Annotated in this window: 18 protein-coding genes; 14 read left to right on the forward strand and 4 right to left on the reverse strand. The window is 75.6% G+C overall.

From position 1 onward, the window contains the following. Window positions 1-166: 166 nt before the first annotated feature. The 12 genes from ACFCZN_RS02375 (at window position 167) to ACFCZN_RS02430 (ending at window position 12,393) form a co-directional block, all read left to right on the forward strand. Window positions 167-1,711 carry an ABC transporter ATP-binding protein gene (locus tag ACFCZN_RS02375; protein ID WP_429762501.1) on the forward strand — a complete coding sequence of 515 codons (1,545 nt, stop codon included), beginning with the start codon at window positions 167-169 and terminating at the stop codon, window positions 1,709-1,711. Then, complete coding sequence (locus ACFCZN_RS02380; protein ID WP_430555694.1) at window positions 1,708-3,129, forward strand: ABC transporter permease; 1,422 nt, start codon at window positions 1,708-1,710, stop codon at window positions 3,127-3,129. The genes ACFCZN_RS02375 and ACFCZN_RS02380 overlap by 4 nt, the downstream gene beginning before the upstream one ends. Beyond that, window positions 3,126-4,424: an ABC transporter permease gene (locus tag ACFCZN_RS02385; RefSeq protein ID WP_430555695.1), complete on the forward strand. Its 1,299-nt coding sequence runs from the start codon at window positions 3,126-3,128 to the stop codon at window positions 4,422-4,424. The genes ACFCZN_RS02380 and ACFCZN_RS02385 overlap by 4 nt, the downstream gene beginning before the upstream one ends. Before the next feature lie 2 nt (window positions 4,425-4,426). Beyond that, entirely contained in the window at window positions 4,427-4,852 is a 426-nt protein-coding gene (locus ACFCZN_RS02390; RefSeq protein WP_429762498.1) for a cytidine deaminase, read from the forward strand. Then, window positions 4,849-6,156: a thymidine phosphorylase gene (locus tag ACFCZN_RS02395; protein ID WP_430555696.1), complete on the forward strand. Its 1,308-nt coding sequence runs from the start codon at window positions 4,849-4,851 to the stop codon at window positions 6,154-6,156. The genes ACFCZN_RS02390 and ACFCZN_RS02395 overlap by 4 nt, the downstream gene beginning before the upstream one ends. Before the next feature lie 29 nt (window positions 6,157-6,185). Then, a complete protein-coding gene (locus ACFCZN_RS02400) occupies window positions 6,186-7,025 on the forward strand; it encodes a hypothetical protein (RefSeq protein WP_430555697.1) in 840 nt (279 codons plus the stop codon). A 124-nt stretch (window positions 7,026-7,149) separates the two neighbouring features. Continuing rightward, a complete protein-coding gene (locus tag ACFCZN_RS02405) occupies window positions 7,150-7,404 on the forward strand; it encodes a hypothetical protein (protein ID WP_429762495.1) in 255 nt (84 codons plus the stop codon). A 19-nt stretch (window positions 7,405-7,423) separates the two neighbouring features. Further along, the gene (locus ACFCZN_RS02410) at window positions 7,424-8,539 is read left to right on the forward strand and encodes an adenosine deaminase (protein WP_429762494.1); all 1,116 of its coding nucleotides are present in this window, start codon (window positions 7,424-7,426) and stop codon (window positions 8,537-8,539) included. Then, the gene (gene deoC, locus ACFCZN_RS02415; protein WP_430555698.1) at window positions 8,536-9,267 is read left to right on the forward strand and encodes a deoxyribose-phosphate aldolase; all 732 of its coding nucleotides are present in this window, start codon (window positions 8,536-8,538) and stop codon (window positions 9,265-9,267) included. The genes ACFCZN_RS02410 and deoC overlap by 4 nt, the downstream gene beginning before the upstream one ends. 10 nt (window positions 9,268-9,277) lie before the next feature. Next, on the forward strand, window positions 9,278-9,928 hold the full coding sequence (locus ACFCZN_RS02420; RefSeq protein ID WP_430555699.1) for an ATP-binding cassette domain-containing protein: 651 nt from the start codon (window positions 9,278-9,280) through the stop codon (window positions 9,926-9,928). A 7-nt stretch (window positions 9,929-9,935) separates the two neighbouring features. Continuing rightward, on the forward strand, window positions 9,936-11,489 hold the full coding sequence (locus ACFCZN_RS02425; RefSeq protein WP_430555700.1) for a hypothetical protein: 1,554 nt from the start codon (window positions 9,936-9,938) through the stop codon (window positions 11,487-11,489). Window positions 11,490-11,562: 73 nt separating this feature from the next. Beyond that, entirely contained in the window at window positions 11,563-12,393 is an 831-nt protein-coding gene (locus ACFCZN_RS02430; protein WP_430555701.1) for a siderophore-interacting protein, read from the forward strand. A 7-nt stretch (window positions 12,394-12,400) separates the two neighbouring features. Here the strand turns inward: ACFCZN_RS02430 and ACFCZN_RS02435 are convergent, their stop codons facing one another. Further along, a complete protein-coding gene (locus ACFCZN_RS02435) occupies window positions 12,401-14,248 on the reverse strand; it encodes a phospho-sugar mutase (RefSeq protein WP_430555702.1) in 1,848 nt (615 codons plus the stop codon). A 40-nt stretch (window positions 14,249-14,288) separates the two neighbouring features. Continuing rightward, on the reverse strand, window positions 14,289-15,140 hold the full coding sequence (locus ACFCZN_RS02440; protein ID WP_429762488.1) for a purine-nucleoside phosphorylase: 852 nt from the start codon (window positions 15,138-15,140) through the stop codon (window positions 14,289-14,291). A 185-nt stretch (window positions 15,141-15,325) separates the two neighbouring features. Here ACFCZN_RS02440 and ACFCZN_RS02445 point away from each other — a divergent pair, with 185 nt between their 5' ends. Then, window positions 15,326-16,729 carry an NAD(P)H-quinone dehydrogenase gene (locus ACFCZN_RS02445; RefSeq protein WP_430555882.1) on the forward strand — a complete coding sequence of 468 codons (1,404 nt, stop codon included), beginning with the start codon at window positions 15,326-15,328 and terminating at the stop codon, window positions 16,727-16,729. A 33-nt stretch (window positions 16,730-16,762) separates the two neighbouring features. Here ACFCZN_RS02445 and ACFCZN_RS02450 read toward each other — a convergent pair whose 3' ends face one another. Then, window positions 16,763-17,287: an NUDIX domain-containing protein gene (locus ACFCZN_RS02450; protein ID WP_429762487.1), complete on the reverse strand. Its 525-nt coding sequence runs from the start codon at window positions 17,285-17,287 to the stop codon at window positions 16,763-16,765. 29 nt (window positions 17,288-17,316) lie between these two features. Here ACFCZN_RS02450 and ACFCZN_RS02455 point away from each other — a divergent pair, with 29 nt between their 5' ends. Then, entirely contained in the window at window positions 17,317-18,684 is a 1,368-nt protein-coding gene (locus tag ACFCZN_RS02455) for an MFS transporter (protein ID WP_430555703.1), read from the forward strand. 32 nt (window positions 18,685-18,716) lie between these two features. Here ACFCZN_RS02455 and ACFCZN_RS02460 read toward each other — a convergent pair whose 3' ends face one another. Continuing rightward, complete coding sequence (locus ACFCZN_RS02460) at window positions 18,717-20,507, reverse strand: acetyl/propionyl/methylcrotonyl-CoA carboxylase subunit alpha (protein WP_429762485.1); 1,791 nt, start codon at window positions 20,505-20,507, stop codon at window positions 18,717-18,719. Window positions 20,508-20,561: the final 54 nt, after the last annotated feature.

Consider the following 20,561-nt stretch of genomic DNA (forward strand, 5'->3'; position numbering starts at 1 on the left):
CGACCTACCGGTGACGCTCGTGCGCGGGCCCGCGGGAACCACCCCGGGGCCCGCGCACGACGTATGCGGGGCGGCGACGACGGCGCCCCGGTGAGAGGCTGACGACGGTGCGTCGACCTGGCCCCGGACGGCCCTCGACTGATCCTCGACGGATGGAAGGCAGAGCATGAGGCTCGAGCTGCGAGGCATCACGAAGCGCTTCGGCGCGCTCGTGGCGAACGACCACATCGACCTGGTGGTGGAACCGGGCGAGATCCACTGCTTGCTGGGCGAGAACGGCGCCGGCAAGTCCACCCTGATGAACGTGCTCTACGGGCTCTACCAGGCCGACGAGGGCCAGATCCTGCTGGACGACGCGGTCCAGGACTTCGACGGGCCCGGCGACGCGATGGCCGCCGGGATCGGCATGGTGCACCAGCACTTCATGCTCGTGCCGGTGTTCTCCGTGGCCGAGAACGTGATGCTCGGTCACGAGTCCACCCGCGCCGGCGGGGTCCTCGACCTGGAGAGCGCCCGCACGAAGGTCCGGGAGATCTCGGCGCGGTTCGGCTTCCAGGTGGACCCGGACGCGCTGGTGGAAGACCTCCCGGTCGGGGTCCAGCAGAGGGTCGAGATCATCAAGGCGCTCTCGCGCGACGCCGACGTGCTGGTGTTCGACGAGCCGACCGCCGTGCTCACCCCGCAGGAGACCGACGAGCTCATGGCGATCATGCGCCAGCTCAGGGACGAGGGGGCGGCGATCGTCTTCATCACCCACAAGCTGCGCGAGGTGCGCGCCGTCGCCGACCGCATCACCGTCGTCCGGCACGGCAAGGTCGTCGGCGAGGCCAGCCCGGGGGCGACCGACGCCGAGCTCGCGTCGCTGATGGTGGGCCGCGCGGTCGAGCTGACGGTCCGCAAGGACGCGCCGCGCACCACCGAGAACGAGCTGGCGGTGACGGGCCTGCGGGTCACCGGTCCCGACGGCCAGGTGCTGGTGGACGACGTGAGCTTCACCGTGCGCGGCGGCGAGGTGCTCGTCGTGGCGGGCGTGCAGGGCAACGGGCAGACCGAGCTGACCGAAGCCCTGGTCGGTCTCCAGGAGCAGGTCACGGGCAGCGTGCGGCTCGACGGCAAGGAGCTGGTGGGGCGCTCGGTGCGCCGGATCCTCGACGCGGGCGTGGGCTTCGTGCCGGAGGACCGCAACGAGGACGGCCTGGTCGGCGAGTTCACCATCGCCGAGAACCTCGTGCTCGACCGCACGGACGGCCCGCCGTTCGTCCGCCGGGGCACCCTGCAGCTCGCGGCGCGCGACGACTTCGCCCGCGAGAAGGTCGCCGAGTTCGACGTGCGCACGCAGGGCATCGAGACCCGCGTGGGTCGCCTCTCCGGCGGCAACCAGCAGAAGGTCGTCCTCGCCCGCGAGCTGTCCCGCGAGCTGCGCCTGCTGGTCGCGGCGCAGCCGACGCGCGGGGTCGACGTCGGGTCGATCGAGTTCATCCACAAGCGGATCGTGGAGACGCGTGACACCGGCATCCCGGTGGTCGTGGTCTCGACCGAGCTCGACGAGGCCGTCGCGCTCGCCGACCGCATCATGGTCATGTACCGCGGTCGAGTGGTCGGGATCGTCCCGGCCGCCACGCCCCGTGACGTGCTCGGCCTCATGATGGCCGGCATCGCGCCCGAGGACGCGTCGCCGACCGGGCCCCAGAACGAAGGAGACGCGGCGTGAGCGGCGAGACGCCCCAGGACCGGGGGCAGGACCCGGCACAGGACCAGGGGCTCGACGTCGACCCCGACTCGCGCCTGGGCGAGGCGCTGGAGCAGGTCGACGCGACCGCAGAGCCCGGTCTCGCGGAGGAGCTGGAGCAGGAGGCGGCGCGCGAGCAGGCGGCCGTCGTCGAGGACTCCGGCCAGCGGTGGCGGGACGCGGTCCGCCGCGCGACGTCGGGCGGCTGGGCCGTCGCCCTGGGCGCGATCGTGCTCGCGGTGCTCGCGGGCTCGATCCTCATCGTCGTCACCGACGAGAGCGTGCAGGCCGCGGCACCGTACTTCTTCTCGCGGCCGAGCGACACGCTCAGCGCGATCGGCCAGGCCGTGGGCGGTGCGTACTCCGCGCTGTTCCAGGGCGCGGTCTACAACTTCGGGGCCGACACGTTCGCGCAGGGCATCCGGCCGCTCACGCAGACGCTCACGAACGCCACACCGCTCATCGCGGCGGGCCTCGGCGTCGCCCTCGCCTTCCGGGCCGGGCTGTTCAACATCGGCGGCCAGGGGCAGATGCTGGTTGCCGCGACCGCCGCGGGCTGGATCGGCTTCGGCGTCACCGGGCTGCCGTTCCCGTGGCACATGCTGATGTGCCTGGTGGCCGGCGTGGCGGCGGGTGCGCTGTGGGCCGGCATCGCGGGCCTGCTCAAGGCGCGCACCGGGGCGCACGAGGTGATCGTCACGATCATGCTCAACTACATCGCGTTCTACCTGCTGTCGTACCTCCTGGCCACCCCCGGCCTGATGCAGGCCCCCGGCTCGGCGAACCCGAAGACACCGCCGATGCAGGAGAGCGCCGTGCTGCCGCCGCTCCTCGGAGACCGCTACAACCTGCACTGGGGCTTCGTCCTGTCGGTCCTGGCCGTCGTCGGCGTGTGGTGGCTCCTCAACCGCTCCAGCACGGGCTTCGCCTTCCGCGCCGTGGGGGAGAACCCCAAGGCGGCACGCGTCGCGGGCATCGACGTCCCCCGGACCACGGTGCTCGTCATGCTGGTCGCCGGTGGCCTGGTGGGGCTCGCGGGCACCCAGCAGGTGCTGGGCACCGTGACGACGGGCTTCAGCGCCGACATCGACGCGGGCATCGGCTTCGACGCCATCACCGTGGCGCTGCTCGGCGGCTCCTCGCCGTGGGGCGTGCTCGGTGCCGGCATCCTGTTCGGCGGCTTCAAGGCCGGCGGCTCCGCGATGCAGGCCGCCCAGGGCATCCCGATCGAGATCGTCCTGGTCGTGCAGTCCCTGATCGTGCTGTTCATCGCCGCACCGCCGCTGGTGCGCGCCATCTTCCGGCTGCCGCAGCCGGAACGCACACCCCGACGACGAGACAGCCGACGGGACCGCCGCCGCGCCGAGGCCGCGCGCGGCACCGAGGAGGGACAGGCATGACCGCCACGACCGTCGACGCCGCGGGGCCCGCGGCCGCGGCGCCCGCGCCGCGCGCCGGCGCCCCGGTGAGCTGGAAGGCCGCGATCGGCCTCGCCGTCGTCCTCGCGCTGTACGCGCTGCTGCTGCTCCTGGCGCCGCACGAGGGTTCCTCGCGCTTCGCGCTCTCGACCAGCACCGACTTCGTGGTGCTGCCCACCCTCGTGCTCCCCGCGATGGGCACGGCCTGGGTGTGCGGCGCCATCGGGCTCGCCGTGCTCGCCTTCGCGGTGGTGCGCACCCGGGCCGGGCGGCGCGTCCCCGCGTGGGCGATCGCGATCTTCGCGGCCGCGCTGCTCGTCGGCTTTCTCGCGTGGGCCGCCGCGGGCAGCCCGCGCGACCTCTCCGTGGTCGGCCTCCTGGGCGGCGCGGTGGGCCTGTCCGTCCCGCTCGTGTACGGCGCGCTCGGCGGCGTCATCGGCGAGCGCGCCGGCGTCGTGAACATCGCCATCGAGGGCCAGCTGCTGGCCGGCGCCTTCGTCGCGGCGATCGTCGGGTCGCTCACGAACAGCCCGTGGGCGGGGCTCGTCGCGGCGGTGGTCGCCAGCGCCCTGGTCGCCCTCGTGCTGGGGCTCTTCACGATCACCTACCGGGTGAACCAGGTGATCGTCGGCGTCGTGCTCAACGTGCTGGTGATCGGGCTGACGAGCTTCTTCTACTCCGAGCTGCTCGTGCCCAACGCGGAGACGCTCAACTCGACCGTGCGGTTCCCCCGCCTGCCGATCCCGGGGCTGGAGAGCATCCCGGTGATCGGGCCGGTGCTGTTCAACCAGACCATCGTCGTCTACCTCATGTACGTGGCGGTGCCGGCGGTCTGGTACGCCCTGTTCCGCACGAAGTGGGGCCTGCGGGTGCGCGCGGTGGGCGAGCACCCCAAGGCGGCCGACACGGTGGGCATCGACGTGCTCCGCGCGCGGTACCGGGCCGTGCTGATCGGCGGTGCCGTGGTGGGCTTCGGCGGCGCGTTCTACACCGTGGTGTCGATCAACCAGTTCGGGCGCGAGATGACGGCGGGCGCCGGCTTCATCGCCCTCGCCGCCGTGATCTTCGGCAAGTGGGACCCGCTGCGGGCGGCCCTTGCGGGCCTGCTGTTCGGCTTCGCGACGAACCTGCAGAACGTGCTGTCCGTCGTGGGGTCGCCCGTCCCGAGCCAGTTCATGCTGATGCTCCCGTACGTGGTGACGCTGCTGGCCGTGGCCGGGCTCGTCGGCAAGTCCCGCGCGCCCGCCGCGTCGGGGACGCCCTACACCAAGGAGTAGCGATGACCAGCACTGGTCCGACCGTCGACTGGGAGGCGCTGCGCGCCGCGGCGCGGGACGTCGTCGGGCGGGCCTACGCGCCGTACTCCGGCTTCCCGGTCGGTGCGGCCGCGCTCGTGGACGACGGACGCGTCGTGGTGGGCTGCAACGTGGAGAACGCCGCCTACGGGGTGACGCTCTGCGCGGAGTGCTCCCTCGTGTCCGCCCTGGTCACGGGCGGCGGCGGCCGCCTCGTCGCGTTCACCTGCGTGGACGGCGCGGGGCGGACCCTCATGCCGTGCGGGCGGTGCCGGCAGCTCCTGTGGGAGCACGGCGGCCCCGACCTGCTGGTGGAGTCCGTGCGGGGCGTCGTGCCCATGACCGAGGTGCTGCCCGACGCGTTCGGCGCACCGGACCTGGATCGTGACCGCGAGGGGAGCGAGGCATGACCGTACCGGGCAGCGAGCCGTTCGACGCCGTCGACGTCATCCGGACCAAGCGCGACGGACGTCCGCTCGAGGCGGCGCAGATCGACTGGGTGGTGGACGCCTACACGCGCGGCGCCGTCGCCGAGGAGCAGATGTCGGCCCTCGCGATGGCGATCCTGCTGCGGGGGATGACGCGCCCGGAGGTCGCGCGCTGGACAGGGGCGATGATCGCGTCCGGCGAGCGGATGGACTTCTCCGGCCTGTCGCGGCCCACCGCGGACAAGCACTCGACCGGCGGCGTGGGGGACAAGATCACCCTGCCGCTCGCGCCGCTCGTCGCGGCCTTCGGGGTGGCCGTGCCGCAGCTCTCGGGCCGCGGCCTCGGGCACACGGGCGGCACGCTCGACAAGCTCGAGGCGATCCCCGGCTGGCGGGCGGCGCTGAGCAACGCGGAGCTGATGGACCAGCTCGAGGACGTCGGCGCGGTGGTCTGCGCCGCCGGGGCGGGGCTGGCCCCCGCGGACAAGAAGCTCTACGCGCTGCGGGACGTGACGGGCACGGTCGAGTCCGTGCCGCTCATCGCGAGCTCGATCATGAGCAAGAAGATCGCGGAGGGCACCGGGGCGTTGGTCCTCGACGTCAAGGTGGGCTCCGGCGCGTTCATGAAGGACCTGGACTCCGCGCGGGAGCTCGCCCGCACCATGGTCGACCTCGGCACCGACGCGGGCGTGCGCACGGTCGCGCTGCTCACCGACATGGCCGTGCCGCTCGGCCGCACCGCGGGCAACGCGCTGGAGGTGCGCGAGTCGGTCGAGGTGCTCGACGGCGGCGGCCCGGCCGACGTCGTCGACCTCACCGTGGCGCTGGCCGTGGAGATGCTGGCCGGCGCGGGGCGGGCCGTGCCCGAGGCCGAGGTGCGCGCGGCGCTGGCCGACGGCCGCGCCAAGGACGTCTGGCGCCGGATGATCGCGGCGCAGGGCGGCGACCCGGACGCGGCGCTGCCGCGCGCCCGCGAGCGGCAGGACGTGCTCGCGGACCGGTCCGGCGTCCTCACCCGGCTCGACGCGTACGCCGTGGGCATCGCGGCGTGGCGCCTGGGCGCGGGGCGCTCGCGCCGGGAGGACCCGGTGCAGGCCGGGGCGGGCGTCGAGCTGCACGCGAAGCCGGGGGACGAGGTCGCCGCTGGCCAGCCGCTGCTCACGCTGCACACCGACACCCCGGAGCGGTTCGACCGCGCCAGGGCGGCGCTCGAGGGGCAGTGGGCGGTCGACGACGCGGCGAGCGGCGACGCGGCCCGACCGCTCCTGCTCGACCGGATCGGCTGACCGGGCCGGGCGGTCGGGAGGTCCTGGCGATGGTGGCGCGGGCGCTGCGCGCGACGGACGTCCTCGCGCTCCTGGGCGCGTTCGCGGGGCCGACGCCGGAGCCTCCGCCCTCCGGACGGTTCGCCCGCCCGGAGGTGCCCGAGGACCTCGTCCCGGCGCTCGCCGCGCTCGCCCCGGCGGTGCGGGCACGGGTGCTCGACCCGCTCGGCCGACTCGGTCCGCAGCCCGCCCCGGGGCGCCCGCGCACGCTGACGCTCCCCGCGGCGGACGGCGTGGTCGCCACGGCCCGGCAGGTCGACGAGCGCACCTGCGGCGCGGCGGTGCTGGCCCTGCTCGCGCTCGCGGGCGACCCGCGCCGGGCGCTCGAGCTGAGCCGCCGGCCGCCGGGCGCCGCCGAGATCTTCGCCGGGTCCCAGCGGACGCTGCACGCCCGCGCCACGCGAGGGCCGGGCGGCCTGCCGGCCTGGCCCGTCGCGCTCGGCACGCCGCCGTGGGGAGCGGCCCGCGTCGCCCGGTACGGGCCGGTCCGCTACACCCATCGCGTGGTCGGCGGGCGCTCGGGCGGGCGCGTGCTGGCCGCCGCGGTGGAGGCTGCGGCCGCGGGCGTGCCCGTCCCGCTGTACTCGGGCGGCGACCTCGCCGGAGGCGTGTCGACCGCGGTGCCCCGGCACGTCGTCCTCCTCACGACCGTGCGGGGCGGCGTCGCGACCGTCTACGAGCCGTCGGCCGGCCGGCTGCACGGGGTGCCGGTCGCGCGGCTCGTCGCCGCCGGCGCCCGGGAGCGCGGGGACGACCCGCTGGTCGCCGCCGCGCTGGGGGGCTGGCCGCACGTGGTGTGGGCGCTGCTGCCGCGGGACGCGCGGGGCTGAGGTCCGGCCGCCGCCGAGCCGTCAGACGCACGGCCTGCTGACAGGTCCCCCGGCTCCTCTGGCGCGCCACGGGGCCGGGGTCCACGATGGGAGCGCACCGCCGTCGAGCGAAGGGACAAGTCCCATGAGCACCGCCCCGGACGACGCCTGGCGGGACGCCGGGCTCGAGAATCCCGACGACACCACGAGCCTGGTCGAGGACGCCCTGACGGACGACGCGGAGGCGGGCGACGCCGCGGAGGCCGGTGGCCGCGTGGAGGAGTACAAGCCGCGCCACGCCCGGCCCGACCTGGACGGCGAGGCCGCGGAGGCCGACGTCGTCGAGCAGAGCCAGGAGGTTCCCGGGCTCGACGATCCCGAGGCCTCCGGCGACGCCTGATCGCCGGTAGGTTGGCCCCATGACGCAAGCCCTCGTCGACCTGATCCCCGCCCTGCCCAAGGTGCTCCTGCACGACCATCTCGACGGGGGCCTGCGACCGCAGACCGTCCTCGAGCTCGCCGCCGAGGTGGGCCACGAGCTCCCGGCGTCGGACGCCGAGTCGCTCGGCACCTGGTTCGTCGAGTCCGCCGACTCGGGGTCGCTGGTGCGGTACCTGGAGACGTTCGACCACACCATCGCCGTCATGCAGACGGCCGACGCCCTGGCCCGCGTGGCGCGCGAGGCCGTGCTGGACCTGGCTGCGGACGGCGTCGTGTACGCCGAGCAGCGCTGGGCGCCGGAACAGCACCTGGCCCGTGGGCTGACGCTGCCGGAGACCGTCGAGGCCGTGCAGGCGGGCATCGACGAGGGCATCCGCGAGGCGGCGTCGCGCGGGCAGATCATCCGCGTCGGGCAGCTGGTCACCGCGATGCGGCACACCGACCGCTGGCAGGAGATCGCCGAGCTCGCCGTCGCCCACCGCGACCGCGGCGTGGTCGGTTTCGACATCGCCGGCCCGGAGGACGGGTTCCCGCCCTCGCGGCACGTGGAGATCTGGCGCTACCTGGCCGAGCAGGACTTCCCGACGACGATCCACGCGGGGGAGGCGGCCGGGCCGGCCTCGATCGCCGAGGCCGTGCACCTCGGCCAGGCCGACCGGATCGGCCACGGCGTGCGGATCGTCGAGGACATCACGTTCCACGAGGGCTTCGACGACGACGGCGAGCGGCGCGCCGAGCTGGGGCGCCTCGCGCACTGGGTGCGCGACCACCAGATCGCGCTCGAGGTGGCGCCCGTGTCGAACCTGCAGACGGGCGCCACGTCGGCGACGTCGGTGGGCGACCACCCGATCACGCGCCTCAAGGAGCTGGACTTCGCGGTCACGCTCAACACGGACAACCGCCTCATGTCCCGCACGTCCATGACGAACGAGATGACGCGGCTCGTCACCGAGGCCGGCTGGACCATCGACGACCTGGCCGACGTCACCCTGACCGCCGCGTGGAGCGCGTTCATGCACCACGACGAGCGCCGCGCGCTGGTCGACGACGTCATCCTGCCGGGGTACCAGCAGGTCGAGGGAGCGCAGCGATGAACGACGCCGCCCGGTCCGGCCAGGCCGACGTGCCCGCCGACGCCCTCGCGCTCGCGCGGTTCGTCGATCACACGCTGCTCAAGCCGGAGGCCACGACCGCCGACGTCACGGCGCTGGTGGAGGAGGGCGTCCGCCTGGGCGTGTTCTCCGTCTGCATCTCGCCGACGTTCGTCGCGCACGCCGCGCGCGTCGCGGCCGGCCGGATCGCGGTGGCGACCGTGTGCGGCTTCCCGTCGGGCAAGCACGTCAGCGCGGTGAAGGCGGCCGAGGCGGCCCGCGCCGTCGCCGACGGCGCCGACGAGGTCGACATGGTGATCGACGTCGGCGCGGCCAAGGAGGGCGCGTTCGACGCGGTCCGGGCGGACATCGCCGCGGTCCGCGCGGCCGTGCCCGCCGAGCACCTGCTCAAGGTCATCATCGAGGCGGCCGCGCTCACGGACGACGAGATCGTCGCCGTCTGCCAGGCCGCGCAGGACGCCGGCGCCGACTTCGTGAAGACCTCGACGGGCTTCCATCCGGCCGGGGGCGCGTCCGTGCACGCGGTGGAGCTCATGGCGCAGACGGTCGGGGGCGCGCTGGGGGTCAAGGCCTCGGGCGGGGTCCGGACGCTGGACGACGCGCTCGCCATGATCCGCGCCGGCGCCACGCGGCTGGGCCTGTCCGGGACCGCGGGCGTGCTCGCAGGGTTCTCCGGGCAGGCCGCGCCCGCCGGCGACAGCGGCTACTGAGGGCCGCCGGGTGGCCGCCGAGCCGCTCGTCGACGTCCGCGCGGCCGCGCGCACGCACGGCACGGTCCAGGTCCTGGCGCCCACGTCGCTGACGCTGGCGCCGGGCGAGGCGGCCGCCGTCGTCGGGCCCAACGGCAGCGGCAAGTCGACGCTGCTGCGCCTCGTCGCGGGCAAGGACGAGCCGACCTCGGGCGACGTGCGGGTGCTCGGCCTGCCCGCCGGGCAGGCGCGCCTGCGGCGGCGGGAGGACGTCGCGCTGCTGCTGGGCGGCCTGTCCGCGTACCCCGATCTCACGGTCGCCGAGCACCTGCGCCTCGTCGCGTCGGCGTGGGCGGGCCGGCATCCGGGCCCCGACGTCGAGACGGCGCTCGCGGCGGCCGAGCTGGACCGGGTGCGCGACCAGCTCCCCGGGGAGCTGTCGTCGGGGGAGGGGCAGATGTTCGCCCTCGCGACGACGCTCTACCGGCCCGCCCGCGTGGTGCTGCTCGACGAGCCGGAGCAGCGGCTCGACGCCCGCTGGCGGGCGGTGGCGCGGCGCCTCGTCTCCGGCGCGCTGGACGCCGGCCGGGCGCTCCTCGTCGCGACGCACGACCCCGACCTGCGCGCCGACCTCGCACGCCGCGGCCGGGAGGTCGAGCTCGCGGGCCCGGGTGCTCGGTGAGCGCGTCGTGAGCGTGACGGCGCACGTCGACGACGGCGCCCGCGTGCCGTACCCGCGCTGGCGGCGCTGGGTCGCGTCGCTGCGGCGCCGGACCCTGGTCGTGCGGGCTGCGGAGTCCGGCGGGGACCCGCACGACCGGGTCTACCTCGGGTACGGGGTGGTGCTGCTCGCGCTCGTGTACGGCCCGATCCTGTGGAGCGCCCTCGTCCAGGCGGCCGCGGCGGTGCCGGCGCCCGACGCGGCGGACGGGCGGGCGGCGCTGCTCGTCGCCGGGTCGGCGCTGGCGCTCGGCGTCGCCGGCCTCGCCGGGCTGGCCGCGTCCCGGGCGGGAGGGCCGCTGTGGACGAGCCGCGCGGAGACGACCTTCGCACTGTCCGGCCAGTTCCGCCCTCGCGACGTCCTTCGCCGCCGCGCGCTGCTGCTCACCCTCGGCGCCGCGGCCGTCGGCGCCTTCGCCGCGACCGCGGGCGCCGCGGGCCTCGCGGGCGGGCCAGAGGCCGCCGAGCCCGGGGCGCTCCTCGGCGCGGGGGTGGGGGCCGCGCTGCTGGCGCAGGTCCCGCTGGCGGTCGGCGCGGCGGCGCAGGCGCCGGGACGACGACGCGCCGCCGTCGGGGTCACCGTCCTTCTGCTGGTGCTCGGGCTGGTCGCGGCCGTGGGGGCGGCGACGCCCCTGGCGCTGCCCGCCCTCGCCCCGGCACCGTCGCCCGCGACCCGGGCCGGAGTCCTCGTGGGCGGCGCGCTGGTCGTCGCCGTCGGGCTGGCGTCGGCGTGGCTGGTGGTGCGGGTGCTGCCGGACGAGCTCGACGTCGACGCGGCCGCCGCGGGCCAGTCGCGGACCGTGACGGCCGGGCGCGGCCTGGTGGGCGGCGACTCCGGGGCGGCGGCCGACGTGCTCGGGCCCCGCGCGTACCGCGGACGCCGGGCGCGTCTCCCACGGCCTCTGCTGCGCGCGGCGCCCCTGGTGGCGCGGGACCTCCTCGGCCTCCGACGCCGGCCCGCCGCGGCCGCCGCCGCGCTCGCGACGGGAGTCGTCGGCGCGCTCCTCGTGCGGTGGGGGGCCGACGGCGGCCCGGCCGTCGTGACCGTCGCCGGAGCCCTGGCCCTGTACGCGGCGGCGCGGACCTGGTCCGACGGCCTGCACGCGTTCGCCGCCCAGCCGCAGCCGGGCGCGCTCCTGCCCGGCTCGGCCGGGCGCGCCGTCGCGGGCCACGCGGTGGTGCCCGCGGTCCTGGCGCTGGTCGCCGCCGCGGCGGGGACGGCGGGAGCGGGGGCGGGCGGCGTCGTGGCGTCGCTCCTCGTGGTCGCCCTGGTGCTCGGCGCGCGCGTCTGGGTGGCCGGCGCGACGGCGGCGCCTCCCGGGCTCTTCACGCCGATGATGACGCCGAACGGCGACATGTCGATGCTGGTGCTGGGCGCCTGGTACCTGCGCGGGTGGCTCGTGGTGGCGAGCGCGGCCTGGCTGCTCCAGCGGGTCGGCCCCGGCGCGACGGCGGCGGTGCTCGTCCTGGCCCTCGCGGCCGGGCTCGCGGCGGCCGGGGTGAGTCGGTTCGCGCGGGCGTGAGCCGGCGCGGGCCGACAGGGTGAGCGACGTCACACGCGGAGCGGCGACCCGGGGAAGTTAGGCTCGCCTCACCATGTCTGACTCGCAGCCCCAGGCCCCCGCCGGCCCGCCCGCCCGCAAGCGCACCCCTCGGCACGCGACGGTCACGGCCGTCCGCCGGGTCACCCCGCACCTGGTGCGGGTCACGATCGCCGGCCCCGAGCTCGCGGCGCTCGAGCCCACCGGGCACACCGACACCTATGTCAAGCTCGTGCTCGGCGAGCTGGCGGACGGCCGCCCCCTGCTGCGCGCGTACACGGTGCGGTGCCGGCGCGACGCGGACGTCGCCGCGTCGGGCGAGGCCGAGTGGGACCTCGACCTCGTCGTGCACGGGGACGAGGGCGTGGGCGGGCCGTGGGCGACGGGGGTGCAGCCGGGGGAGCCGGTGACGTTCCTCGGTCCGGGCGCCGGCTACGCGCCCGACCCGGAGGCGCCGTGGCACCTGCTCGTCGGGGACGACGCCGCGCTGCCCGCCATCGCGGCGGCGCTCGAGGCGCTCCCCGCCGGCGCCGTCGCGCACGCCGTCGTCGAGGTCCCCGGGCCCGAGGACGAGCAGGAGCTGGTCAGCGCCGCCGACCTCACGCTCACCTGGGTGCACTGCGGCGCCGGCGACCTCGCCGGCACCGTGCGCGCCGCGCACGCCGCCGGAGAACTCCCCACGGGCGCGCCGCACGTCTTCCTGCACGGCGAGGCCGGCATGGTGCGCGACCTGCGCCGGTGGGTCCGCACGGAGCTGGACGTGCCGCGCGAGCTGCTGTCGGCGTCCGGCTACTGGCGTCGTGGCAGCGACGACGAGGACTGGCGCGCCCGCAAGGGCGAGTGGAAGGCCGCCGTCGACCAGGACGACGCCGCCCTAGTCGGCTGAGACGGGGTCAGAGGCCGAGCGCCGTCCGGAGGTCGGCCTTGATCCGGTCCAGCTTCTTGTGCGCCGCGACGCGCAGCCGACCGACGTCGATCGCCGACGCGTCCGGGGCCACGGGCTCCACGACCTCCAGGTAGCACTTGACCTTCGGCTCGGTCCCGCTGGGCCGCACCACGACGCGCGTGTCGTCCGCGCCGAGCAGCACGATGCCGTCCGTGGGCGGCAGGCCGTCGATGCCGTCGGAGAGGTCGAGCACCTCGGCGACGCCCGCCCCCGCGAGCGTGCGCGGCGGCGCCGTGCGCAACCGCGCCATCGTGTCGGGGATGCGGGACAGGTCGTCGAACCGGACGGAGAGCTGGTCGGTGACGAAGAGGCCGTTCTCGCGGGCGACGTCGTCGAGCGCGTCCACGAGGGTGCGGCCGGCGGCCTTCTCCCGGGCGGCGAGCAGCGCCACGAGCACGGCGGTGCTGAGCCCGTCCTTGTCGCGCACGCGGGCCGGGTCCACGCAGTAGCCCAGCGCCTCCTCGTACCCGAAGACCAGCCCGGGGGTGCGGGCGATCCACTTGAAGCCCGTGAGGGTCGTCGCGTGCCCGACCCCGTAGCGGACCGCGATCGAGGACAGCACCCGCGACGAGACGACCGAGGACGCCACGACCGGGCCCGTGCCCGAGCCGTCCGGCGCGGGCACGTCGCCGCGGGCGATGCGGCGCACCGCCTCGCGCCCGAGGAGGGCGCCCACCTCGTCGCCGTGCAGCATCCGCCAGCCGTGCGAGCGGGCCGTCTCGGCGCCCTGGTGCGTGCCGTGGCTCGGGTCGTACACGGCGACCGCGCACCGGTCGGCGTCGGGGTCGTTGGCGATGACCACGTCGGCGTGCGCCTCCGCGAGGGCGACCGCCATGTCGATGGCGCCGGGCTCCTCCGGGTTGGGGAAGCGGACCGTGGGGAACGCCGGGTCCGGGTCGAGCTGCTCCTCGACCGGCAGCACGCGCGTGAACCCCGCGTCGGCCAGCACCCGGGCGAGCACACGACCGCCGACGCCGTGCAGGGACGTCGTGACGACGCGCAGCGCCGCCCGCTCCGTCGGACCGGTGGACGTGCCGGCGCGCTCGGCCAGGTCATGAACCGACGCGACGTACGCGTCGACCACCTCGCGGCCCAGGACCCGCCAGCCGGACTCGACGCGCGGGACGCCCGACGGCGGCCCCGCGGCGGCGATGGCCTCGGCGATGCGGGCGTCGTGGGGCGGCACGATCTGCGCACCCTGGCCGGCGTCGGTGACGACCCGCCCGCCCAGGTACACCTTGTAGCCGTTGTCCTGGGCCGGGTTGTGGCTCGCGGTGACCATGACGCCCGCGTCGGCGTCGAGGTGGCGCACCGCGAACGACAGCACCGGGGTGGGCAGGGCGGAGGGAAGCAGCAGCACCTCGTGGCCGGCGGCGGTGAGGACCGCTGCGGTGTCCGTGGCGAACCTCGACGACCGGTCGCGGGCGTCGTAGCCGACCACCACGCGCGCCGCCACCCCCCGGCCCAGCACCGACGTGAGGTACGTGCCGAGCCCGGACGCCGCGGTCGTCACGACCGCGCGGTTCATCCGGTTCGGGCCGGGTGCCATCGCGCCGCGCAGCCCCGCGGTGCCGAACTGGAGCGGACCGGCGAACCGGTCGCGCAGCAGCGCGACGGCGTGCTCGCGGGTGCTCGGTCGCTCGGACGACGTCTGCTGGGCGAGCCGTGACAGCTCGGCCTTGTCGTCGTCGTCGACGTCGTAGCGGATCCAGCGCTCCACCGCGTCGAGCAGCGTGGGCAGGTCGGTCGCCGTCGCGGCCGGCTCGAAGGCCGGGTCGTCGGTGTCCAGGCTCATGGCGGGGTCCCCTCCGTCGGGTGCTCGGCTCGGTGCGCGCTTACAGGGCGGTGACGATGCGGGCGAGGAGCTCGCTGATGCGCGGGCCGGCGGCCTGGCCGGCCTCCAGCACCTCCTCGTGCGACAGCGGCTGCGGGCTGATGCCCGCGGCGAGGTTCGTCACGAGGGACACGCCGAGCACCTCCATGCCGGCGTGCCGGGCGGCGATGGCCTCCAGCGTGGTCGACATGCCGACGAGGTCCGCGCCCATGAGGCCGGCCATCTTCACCTCGGCGGGCGTCTCGTAGTGCGGCCCGTGGAACTGCGCGTACACGCCCTCGGGCAGCTCCGGGTCGACGCCGCGGGCGATCTCGCGCAGCCGCGGCGAGTACAGGTCGGTGAGGTCGACGAACGTGGCGCCCTCGAGCGGCGACGTGGCCGTCAGGTTGAGGTGGTCGCGGATGAGCACCGGCTGGCCGGGCCGCCACGCGATGTGCAGGCCGCCGCAGCCGTTGGTGAGCACGACGGTCTCGCAGCCCGTGGCCGCCGCGGTGCGCACCCCGTGGGCGACGCGCCGCACGCCCTTGCCCTCGTACAGGTGCGTGCGTCCGCCGATGACGAGCGCGTGCCGCACGGCGCCGTCGGGCCGCTCCACGCGGATCGAGCGCGTGGTCGCCGCGTGCCCCGCCACGGCGGGGCGGGCGAAACCGGGGATCTCGTGCGTCGGGATCTCCGCGACGACGTCGCCGACCAGCTCGGCGGCGCCGCCCCAGCCGGAGCCCAGCACGAGGGCGACGTCGTGACCGGGCACCCCCGTCGCCTCGGCGATGTGGTCGGCCGCGGCGCGGGCGACGTCGAACGGGTCGGTGGTCGGGTCGTCGAGGTCCCCGACGCTGCGGCTCGTGGTGCTCATGGTCCCGAGGGTAGTCCGGGCCGCGACCCGTCGCCGCGCCGACGCCGGGGGCCCGGCGGCCTGACACAATGACCCCCGTGCCCTCCGTGAACACCCCTTCCCCGGACACCTCGCCGGCCACCACCCCCGACAGCCCGGCCTCCACCGTCGCCGCCACCCCAGGCGTCCCCGAGACCGACCCGCGCCTGCCGCACGTCGTCGTCGTCGGCGGGGGCCCGGGCGGCTACGAGGCCGCCCTCGTGGCCCGCCGGCTCGGCGCCCGCGTCACCGTGGTCGAGCGCCACGGGCTCGGCGGCGCCGCCGTGCTCACCGACGTGGTTCCCTCCAAGACCCTCATCGCCACCGCCGAGTGGTTCACCACGGCCGAGCAGGGGCCCGAGCTCGGCGTCCGCGGGGAGGCCCCCGCGGGCGAGCGTCGCGACCTGGTCGACCTCGAGGCCGTGAACGCCCGTGTGCTCGCGCTCGCCGACGCGCAGTCGCGCGACATCCACTCCCGGCTCGAGCGCGAGGGCGTCGAGATCGTCGCCGGAACGGGCCGCCTCGACGGCCCGTCGCGGGTCGTCGTCGACACGGAGACGGGCACGACGACGCTCGACGCCGACACCGTGCTGCTCGCCGTCGGCGCCACGCCGCGCACGCTGCCGACCGCCGTCCCCGACGGGGAGCGCATCCTCACCTGGACGCAGCTCTACGGCCTCGCCGAGCTGCCCGAGAAGCTGATCGTCGTGGGGTCCGGCGTCACCGGCGCGGAGTTCGCGGGCGCCTACCAGGCACTGGGCTCGCAGGTGGTGCTCGTCTCCTCCCGCGACCGGGTACTGCCCGGCGAGGACATGGACGCCGCCGAGCTGCTGGAGGGCGTCTTCCGGGCCCGCGGCATGACCGTCATGTCACGTTCGCGTGCGGCGTCCGCCGTGCGCACCGAGGACGGCGTCGCCGTCACGCTGACCGACGGGCGCGTCGTCGAGGGCTCGCACGTGCTCATCGCCGTCGGCGGGGTGCCGTCCACCGCCGGCATCGGCCTCGAGGAGGCCGGCGTGCGCCTGTCGGCGAGCGGCCACGTCGAGGTGGACCGCGTGTCGCGCACCTCCGTGCCCGGCGTCTACGCCGCGGGCGACTGCACCGGCGTGCTGCCGCTCGCGTCCGTCGCGGCCATGCAGGGCCGCATCGCGATGTCGCACGCCCTGGGCGACGCCGTCGCGCCGCTCAAGCCTGGTCGCGTCGCCGCCAACATCTTCACCGCTCCGGAGATCGCGACGGTCGGCCTCAGCGAGTCGATGCTCCGCGAGCGGGGCTACCGGTACGTCACGACGACGCTGCCGCTGGCGCGCAACCCGCGCGCCAAGATGCTGGGCATGCGCGACGGCTTCGTGAAGCTCTTCGCCCACCCGGACGCCGGCGTCGTGCTCGGCGGAGTCGTCGTGGCCCCGCGAGCCAGCGAGCTGATCTTCCCGATCACCCTCGCCGTCGCGCACCGCCTCACGGTGGACGACGTCGCCGACTCGTTCACCGTCTACCCGTCGCTGTCCGGGTCGATCGCCGAGGCCGCCCGCGTGCTGCACGGGCAGTCGGGGGAGGACGCCGCCGTCTGACGGCCCGTGCCGGGCGCGTCGGGACGGACCGGGTCAGGACCTGCCGTCGAGCCGCGCCCGCAGCGCGGGCCACGCCGTCGCGAACGCGGGCAGCAGGGGGAGGGCCGTCACCTCGTCGACGGCGACCCATCGCACCTCCAGGCTCTCCGGGTCGGCCGCGCCGGGCGTCACGCGGGCGCCCGGCGCGACGTCCGCGAGCACGGTCGTGTAGGCCCAGGGGCCGTGGTCGAGCACGTGCGTGCCCAGCACGTGCACCGCGCGCGGCTCGACGGCCGCCTCCTCGAGGCTCTCGCGCAGCGCCCCGTCGACGGGCGTCTCGTCCGGGGCCAGCGCGCCGCCCGGCACGCCCCACGTGCCGCCCTGGTCCGACCAGACCGCGCGGTGCTGCAGCACGACGTCGGTCACGGGGCCGAGCGCGCCCGGGGTGCCCGGCCCGCGCCGCGCGAGCAGCAGCCCCGCCGCGCCGTAGAGGCCCCAGTGCCGGTGGTCGCCGCAGGTCACCCAGCCGTCCCCGGGGTGCCGGTGGAGGGTCTCGCGCGGGGGAAATCGGCTGGGCACGCGGTCAGGCTACAGGCGACGATGGCACCGTGAGCGCGCACGGCACCGATGAGTTCCCCGACCCCGCACCGTCTTCCACCACCATGAACGACGAGGCGGCGGACCCGCGCGACGAGATGCCCGGGTGGAAGCGGAACGTCGCGATCTTCCTCACCGGCCAGACGATCTCGCTGCTCGGGTCGATGCTCGTGCAGTTCGCCGTGATGTGGCACCTGACGATCGTCACGCAGTCGGGTTCCGTGCTCATGCTCAGCATCGTGTTCGGCATGCTGCCGCAGGCCTTCATGTCGATCTTCGGCGGGGTGTGGGCGGACCGGCACTCCCGCAAGCTGCTGATCATCGGCGCGGACAGCGCCATCGCGGCGATCACGCTGGCGCTCGCGCTGCTCATGCTCTCCGGCGTCGACGACCTGTGGCTGATCTACGTGGCGCTCGCCGTCCGCTCCACGTTCGCGGGGATACAGACCCCCGCGGTGAACGCGATGGTGCCGCAGATCGTGCCGGCGCCCCAGCTCATCCGCATCAACGGGATCAACCAGTCCATCCAGTCCGGCATGATGCTGCTCGCCCCCGTGGTCGCCGCCGCGATCTACGCGAGCTTCGACATCGTCGCGGTGTTCTTCGTGGACGTCGTCACCGCGGTGCTCGGCATCGGCATGCTGATGCTGGTCACCGTGCCGCGACTGGTCCGGCACGACGGCGCCGCGCCCGAGGGGGCCGGTCCGGAGAAGCCGAGCTACTTCGGCGACCTGGCCGCGGGCGTCCGCTACATCCGTGGCCACGGCGCCGTGAAGTGGCTCATGACGATCTTCGCCACCACGATGGTGCTCATCGGCGCGCCGTCCTACCTCACGCCGCTCATGGTGACCCGCACCTTCGGCGACGAGGTCTGGAAGCTCACCACCAACGAGGTGTTCTGGGCGGCCGGCATGCTCGCGGGCGGGCTCGCGATGGCGTTCGTCGGGACCCGCGTGACCCACCGCGTGGCGCTGATCGTCGGGAGCACCCTCGCGGCGGGGGTGCTCACCGCCGGGCTCGGCCTGTCCACGAACATGTGGGTGTTCTTCGTCCTGGGACTGCTGATCGGCGTCACGTTCACACTCATGTCCGCGCCGAGCATGGCCATCCTGCAGGAGACGGTCGAGCCCGAGATGCAAGGGCGCGTCTTCGGGTTCGTCGGCATCGTCATGACCGTCGCCATGCCGCTGAGCATGGTGGTCTTCGGCCCGCTCGCCGATCGGTACTCCGTGCAGGTGCTGCTCGTCGTCGCCGGCGCGCTGCTCGTCGCCTTCGTGGCCGCGGTGCTGTCGGTGCCGTCCGCCCGCCGCTCCCTCGCCGCCATCGCGCGGCCGGCGACGTCCGAACCCGCCGAGGTCGTGCGAGATCCCGCGAGGTAGGACGAGAGCCCGCGACGGACTACTCCCTCGGGTCAGTCGACGATCTCGCAGATGGCGGCGCCGGCGGTGACGCCGTCGCCGGGGGTCGCGGACAGGGACCGCACGGTGCCCGCCTTGTGCGCGAGCAGCGGCTGCTCCATCTTCATCGCCTCGAGCACGACGACGAGGTCGCCCTCGGCCACCTGGGCCCCGTCCTCGACCGCGACCTTCACGATGGTGCCCTGCATGGGCGAGGCGAGGGTCGCGCCGCTCGCGGCGGAGGACGTGCGCCCGTTGCCGCGGCGGGCGGGGCGGCGGGCGGCGTTCGCGCGGCGGGCGCGCCCGGCGGCCACGCCGAGCCCGGCGGGCAGCACGACCTCGAGACGGCGGCCACCGACCTCGACGACGACGCGCTCGGCGAGCTCCTCGGCCGGCTCCTCGGCGTCGGGCACCGGGGCCGGGGCGGCCGGCGCGAGCCTGCCCAGCTCGTCCGCGAAGTCGGTCTCGATCCAGCGGGTGTGCACGCGGAAGGGGGAGTCGTCGGTGGGGACGAAGTCCTCGGCCTCCATCACCGCGCGGTGGAACGGCACGACGGTGGGGATGCCCGCGACCTCGAGCTCGCGCAGCGCACGGCGGGCACGCTGGGCCGCCTGCTCGCGGGTGGCGCCCGTGACGATGAGCTTGGCGATCATCGAGTCGAAGGCGCCCGAGATCGTGTCCCCCTCGACGACGCCGGTGTCGACGCGCACGCCCGGGCCGGACGGCCAGCGCAGCGTGGAGACGGTGCCGGGGGAGGGCAGGAAGCCCGCGGCCGGGTCCTCGCCGTTGATGCGGAACTCGAACGAGTGACCGCGGACCGTGGTGGAGTCGTACCCCAGCGGCTCGCCCGCCGCGATGCGCAGCTGCTCGCGCACCAGGTCGAGGCCGGTGACCTCCTCGGTGACCGGGTGCTCCACCTGCAGGCGGGTGTTGACCTCGAGGAACGACAGGGTGCCGTCCGTCCCGACGAGGAACTCGCACGTGCCGGCGCCCACGTACCCGGCCTCGGCGAGGATGGCCCGCGACGCCCGGTCGAGCTCGGCCTCCTGCTCCGGCGTGAGGAAGGGCGCGGGCGCCTCCTCGACGAGCTTCTGGTGCCGGCGCTGCAGCGAGCAGTCGCGGGTGGAGACCACCACGACGTTGCCGTGCGCGTCGGCCAGGCACTGCGTCTCGACGTGCCGCGGCCGGTCGAGGTACCGCTCCACGAAGCACTCGCCGCGGCCGAACGCGGCGACCGCCTCGCGCACCGCGGACTCGTACAGCTCGTCGATCTCGTCGTCCGTGCGGGCGACCTTGAGGCCGCGGCCGCCGCCGCCGAACGCCGCCTTGATGGCGATCGGCAGCCCGTGCTCGGCCGCGAAGGCGTGCACCTCGTCCGCGCCCTGGACCGGGTCGGACGTGCCGGGCACCAGCGGCGCGCCCGCGGCCTGCGCGATGTGCCGCGCGCTCACCTTGTCGCCGAGGGACTCGATGGCGGCGGGCGGCGGCCCGATCCACACCAGCCCGGCGTCGAGCACGGCCTGGGCGAACTGGGCGTTCTCCGACAGGAACCCGTAGCCGGGGTGCACCGCGTCCGCGCCGGAGCGGCGCGCGACGTCGAGCAGCTTCTCGACGTCGAGGTAGGTGTCGGCGGCGCGCTGGCCCTGCAGCGCGAACGCCTCGTCGGCGAGCCGGACGTGCAGCGCGTCCCGGTCGGAGTCGGCGTAGACGGCGACGGAGGCGATCCCGGCGTCGGTGCAGGCACGGGCGATGCGGACGGCGATCTCGCCGCGGTTCGCGACGAGGACCTTGCTGATGGTGGGCACGGCTCACGGTAACGCGTGCGCCGCCGTCCTCCGGCACCCGCGCGACGCCTGCGG

The organism is Isoptericola sp. NPDC056134 (assembly GCF_042264825.1).
Taxonomy (GTDB): domain Bacteria; phylum Actinomycetota; class Actinomycetes; order Actinomycetales; family Cellulomonadaceae; genus Isoptericola; species Isoptericola nanjingensis.

Bases quoted from the DNA above. Each gene is read 5' to 3' on its own strand.
- ACFCZN_RS02410 (WP_429762494.1), top strand. From the start codon at position 7,424: ATGACGCAAGCCCTCGTCGACCTGATCCCCGCCCTGCCCAAGGTGCTC.
- ACFCZN_RS02375 (WP_429762501.1), top strand. From the start codon at position 167: ATGAGGCTCGAGCTGCGAGGCATCACGAAGCGCTTCGGCGCGCTCGTG.
- ACFCZN_RS02390 (WP_429762498.1), top strand. From the start codon at position 4,427: ATGACCAGCACTGGTCCGACCGTCGACTGGGAGGCGCTGCGCGCCGCG.
- ACFCZN_RS02435 (WP_430555702.1), bottom strand. From the start codon at position 14,248: ATGAGCCTGGACACCGACGACCCGGCCTTCGAGCCGGCCGCGACGGCG.
- ACFCZN_RS02405 (WP_429762495.1), top strand. From the start codon at position 7,150: ATGAGCACCGCCCCGGACGACGCCTGGCGGGACGCCGGGCTCGAGAAT.
- ACFCZN_RS02440 (WP_429762488.1), bottom strand. From the start codon at position 15,140: ATGAGCACCACGAGCCGCAGCGTCGGGGACCTCGACGACCCGACCACC.
- ACFCZN_RS02395 (WP_430555696.1), top strand. From the start codon at position 4,849: ATGACCGTACCGGGCAGCGAGCCGTTCGACGCCGTCGACGTCATCCGG.
- ACFCZN_RS02430 (WP_430555701.1), top strand. From the start codon at position 11,563: ATGTCTGACTCGCAGCCCCAGGCCCCCGCCGGCCCGCCCGCCCGCAAG.
- ACFCZN_RS02400 (WP_430555697.1), top strand. From the start codon at position 6,186: ATGGTGGCGCGGGCGCTGCGCGCGACGGACGTCCTCGCGCTCCTGGGC.
- deoC (WP_430555698.1), top strand. From the start codon at position 8,536: ATGAACGACGCCGCCCGGTCCGGCCAGGCCGACGTGCCCGCCGACGCC.
- ACFCZN_RS02385 (WP_430555695.1), top strand. From the start codon at position 3,126: ATGACCGCCACGACCGTCGACGCCGCGGGGCCCGCGGCCGCGGCGCCC.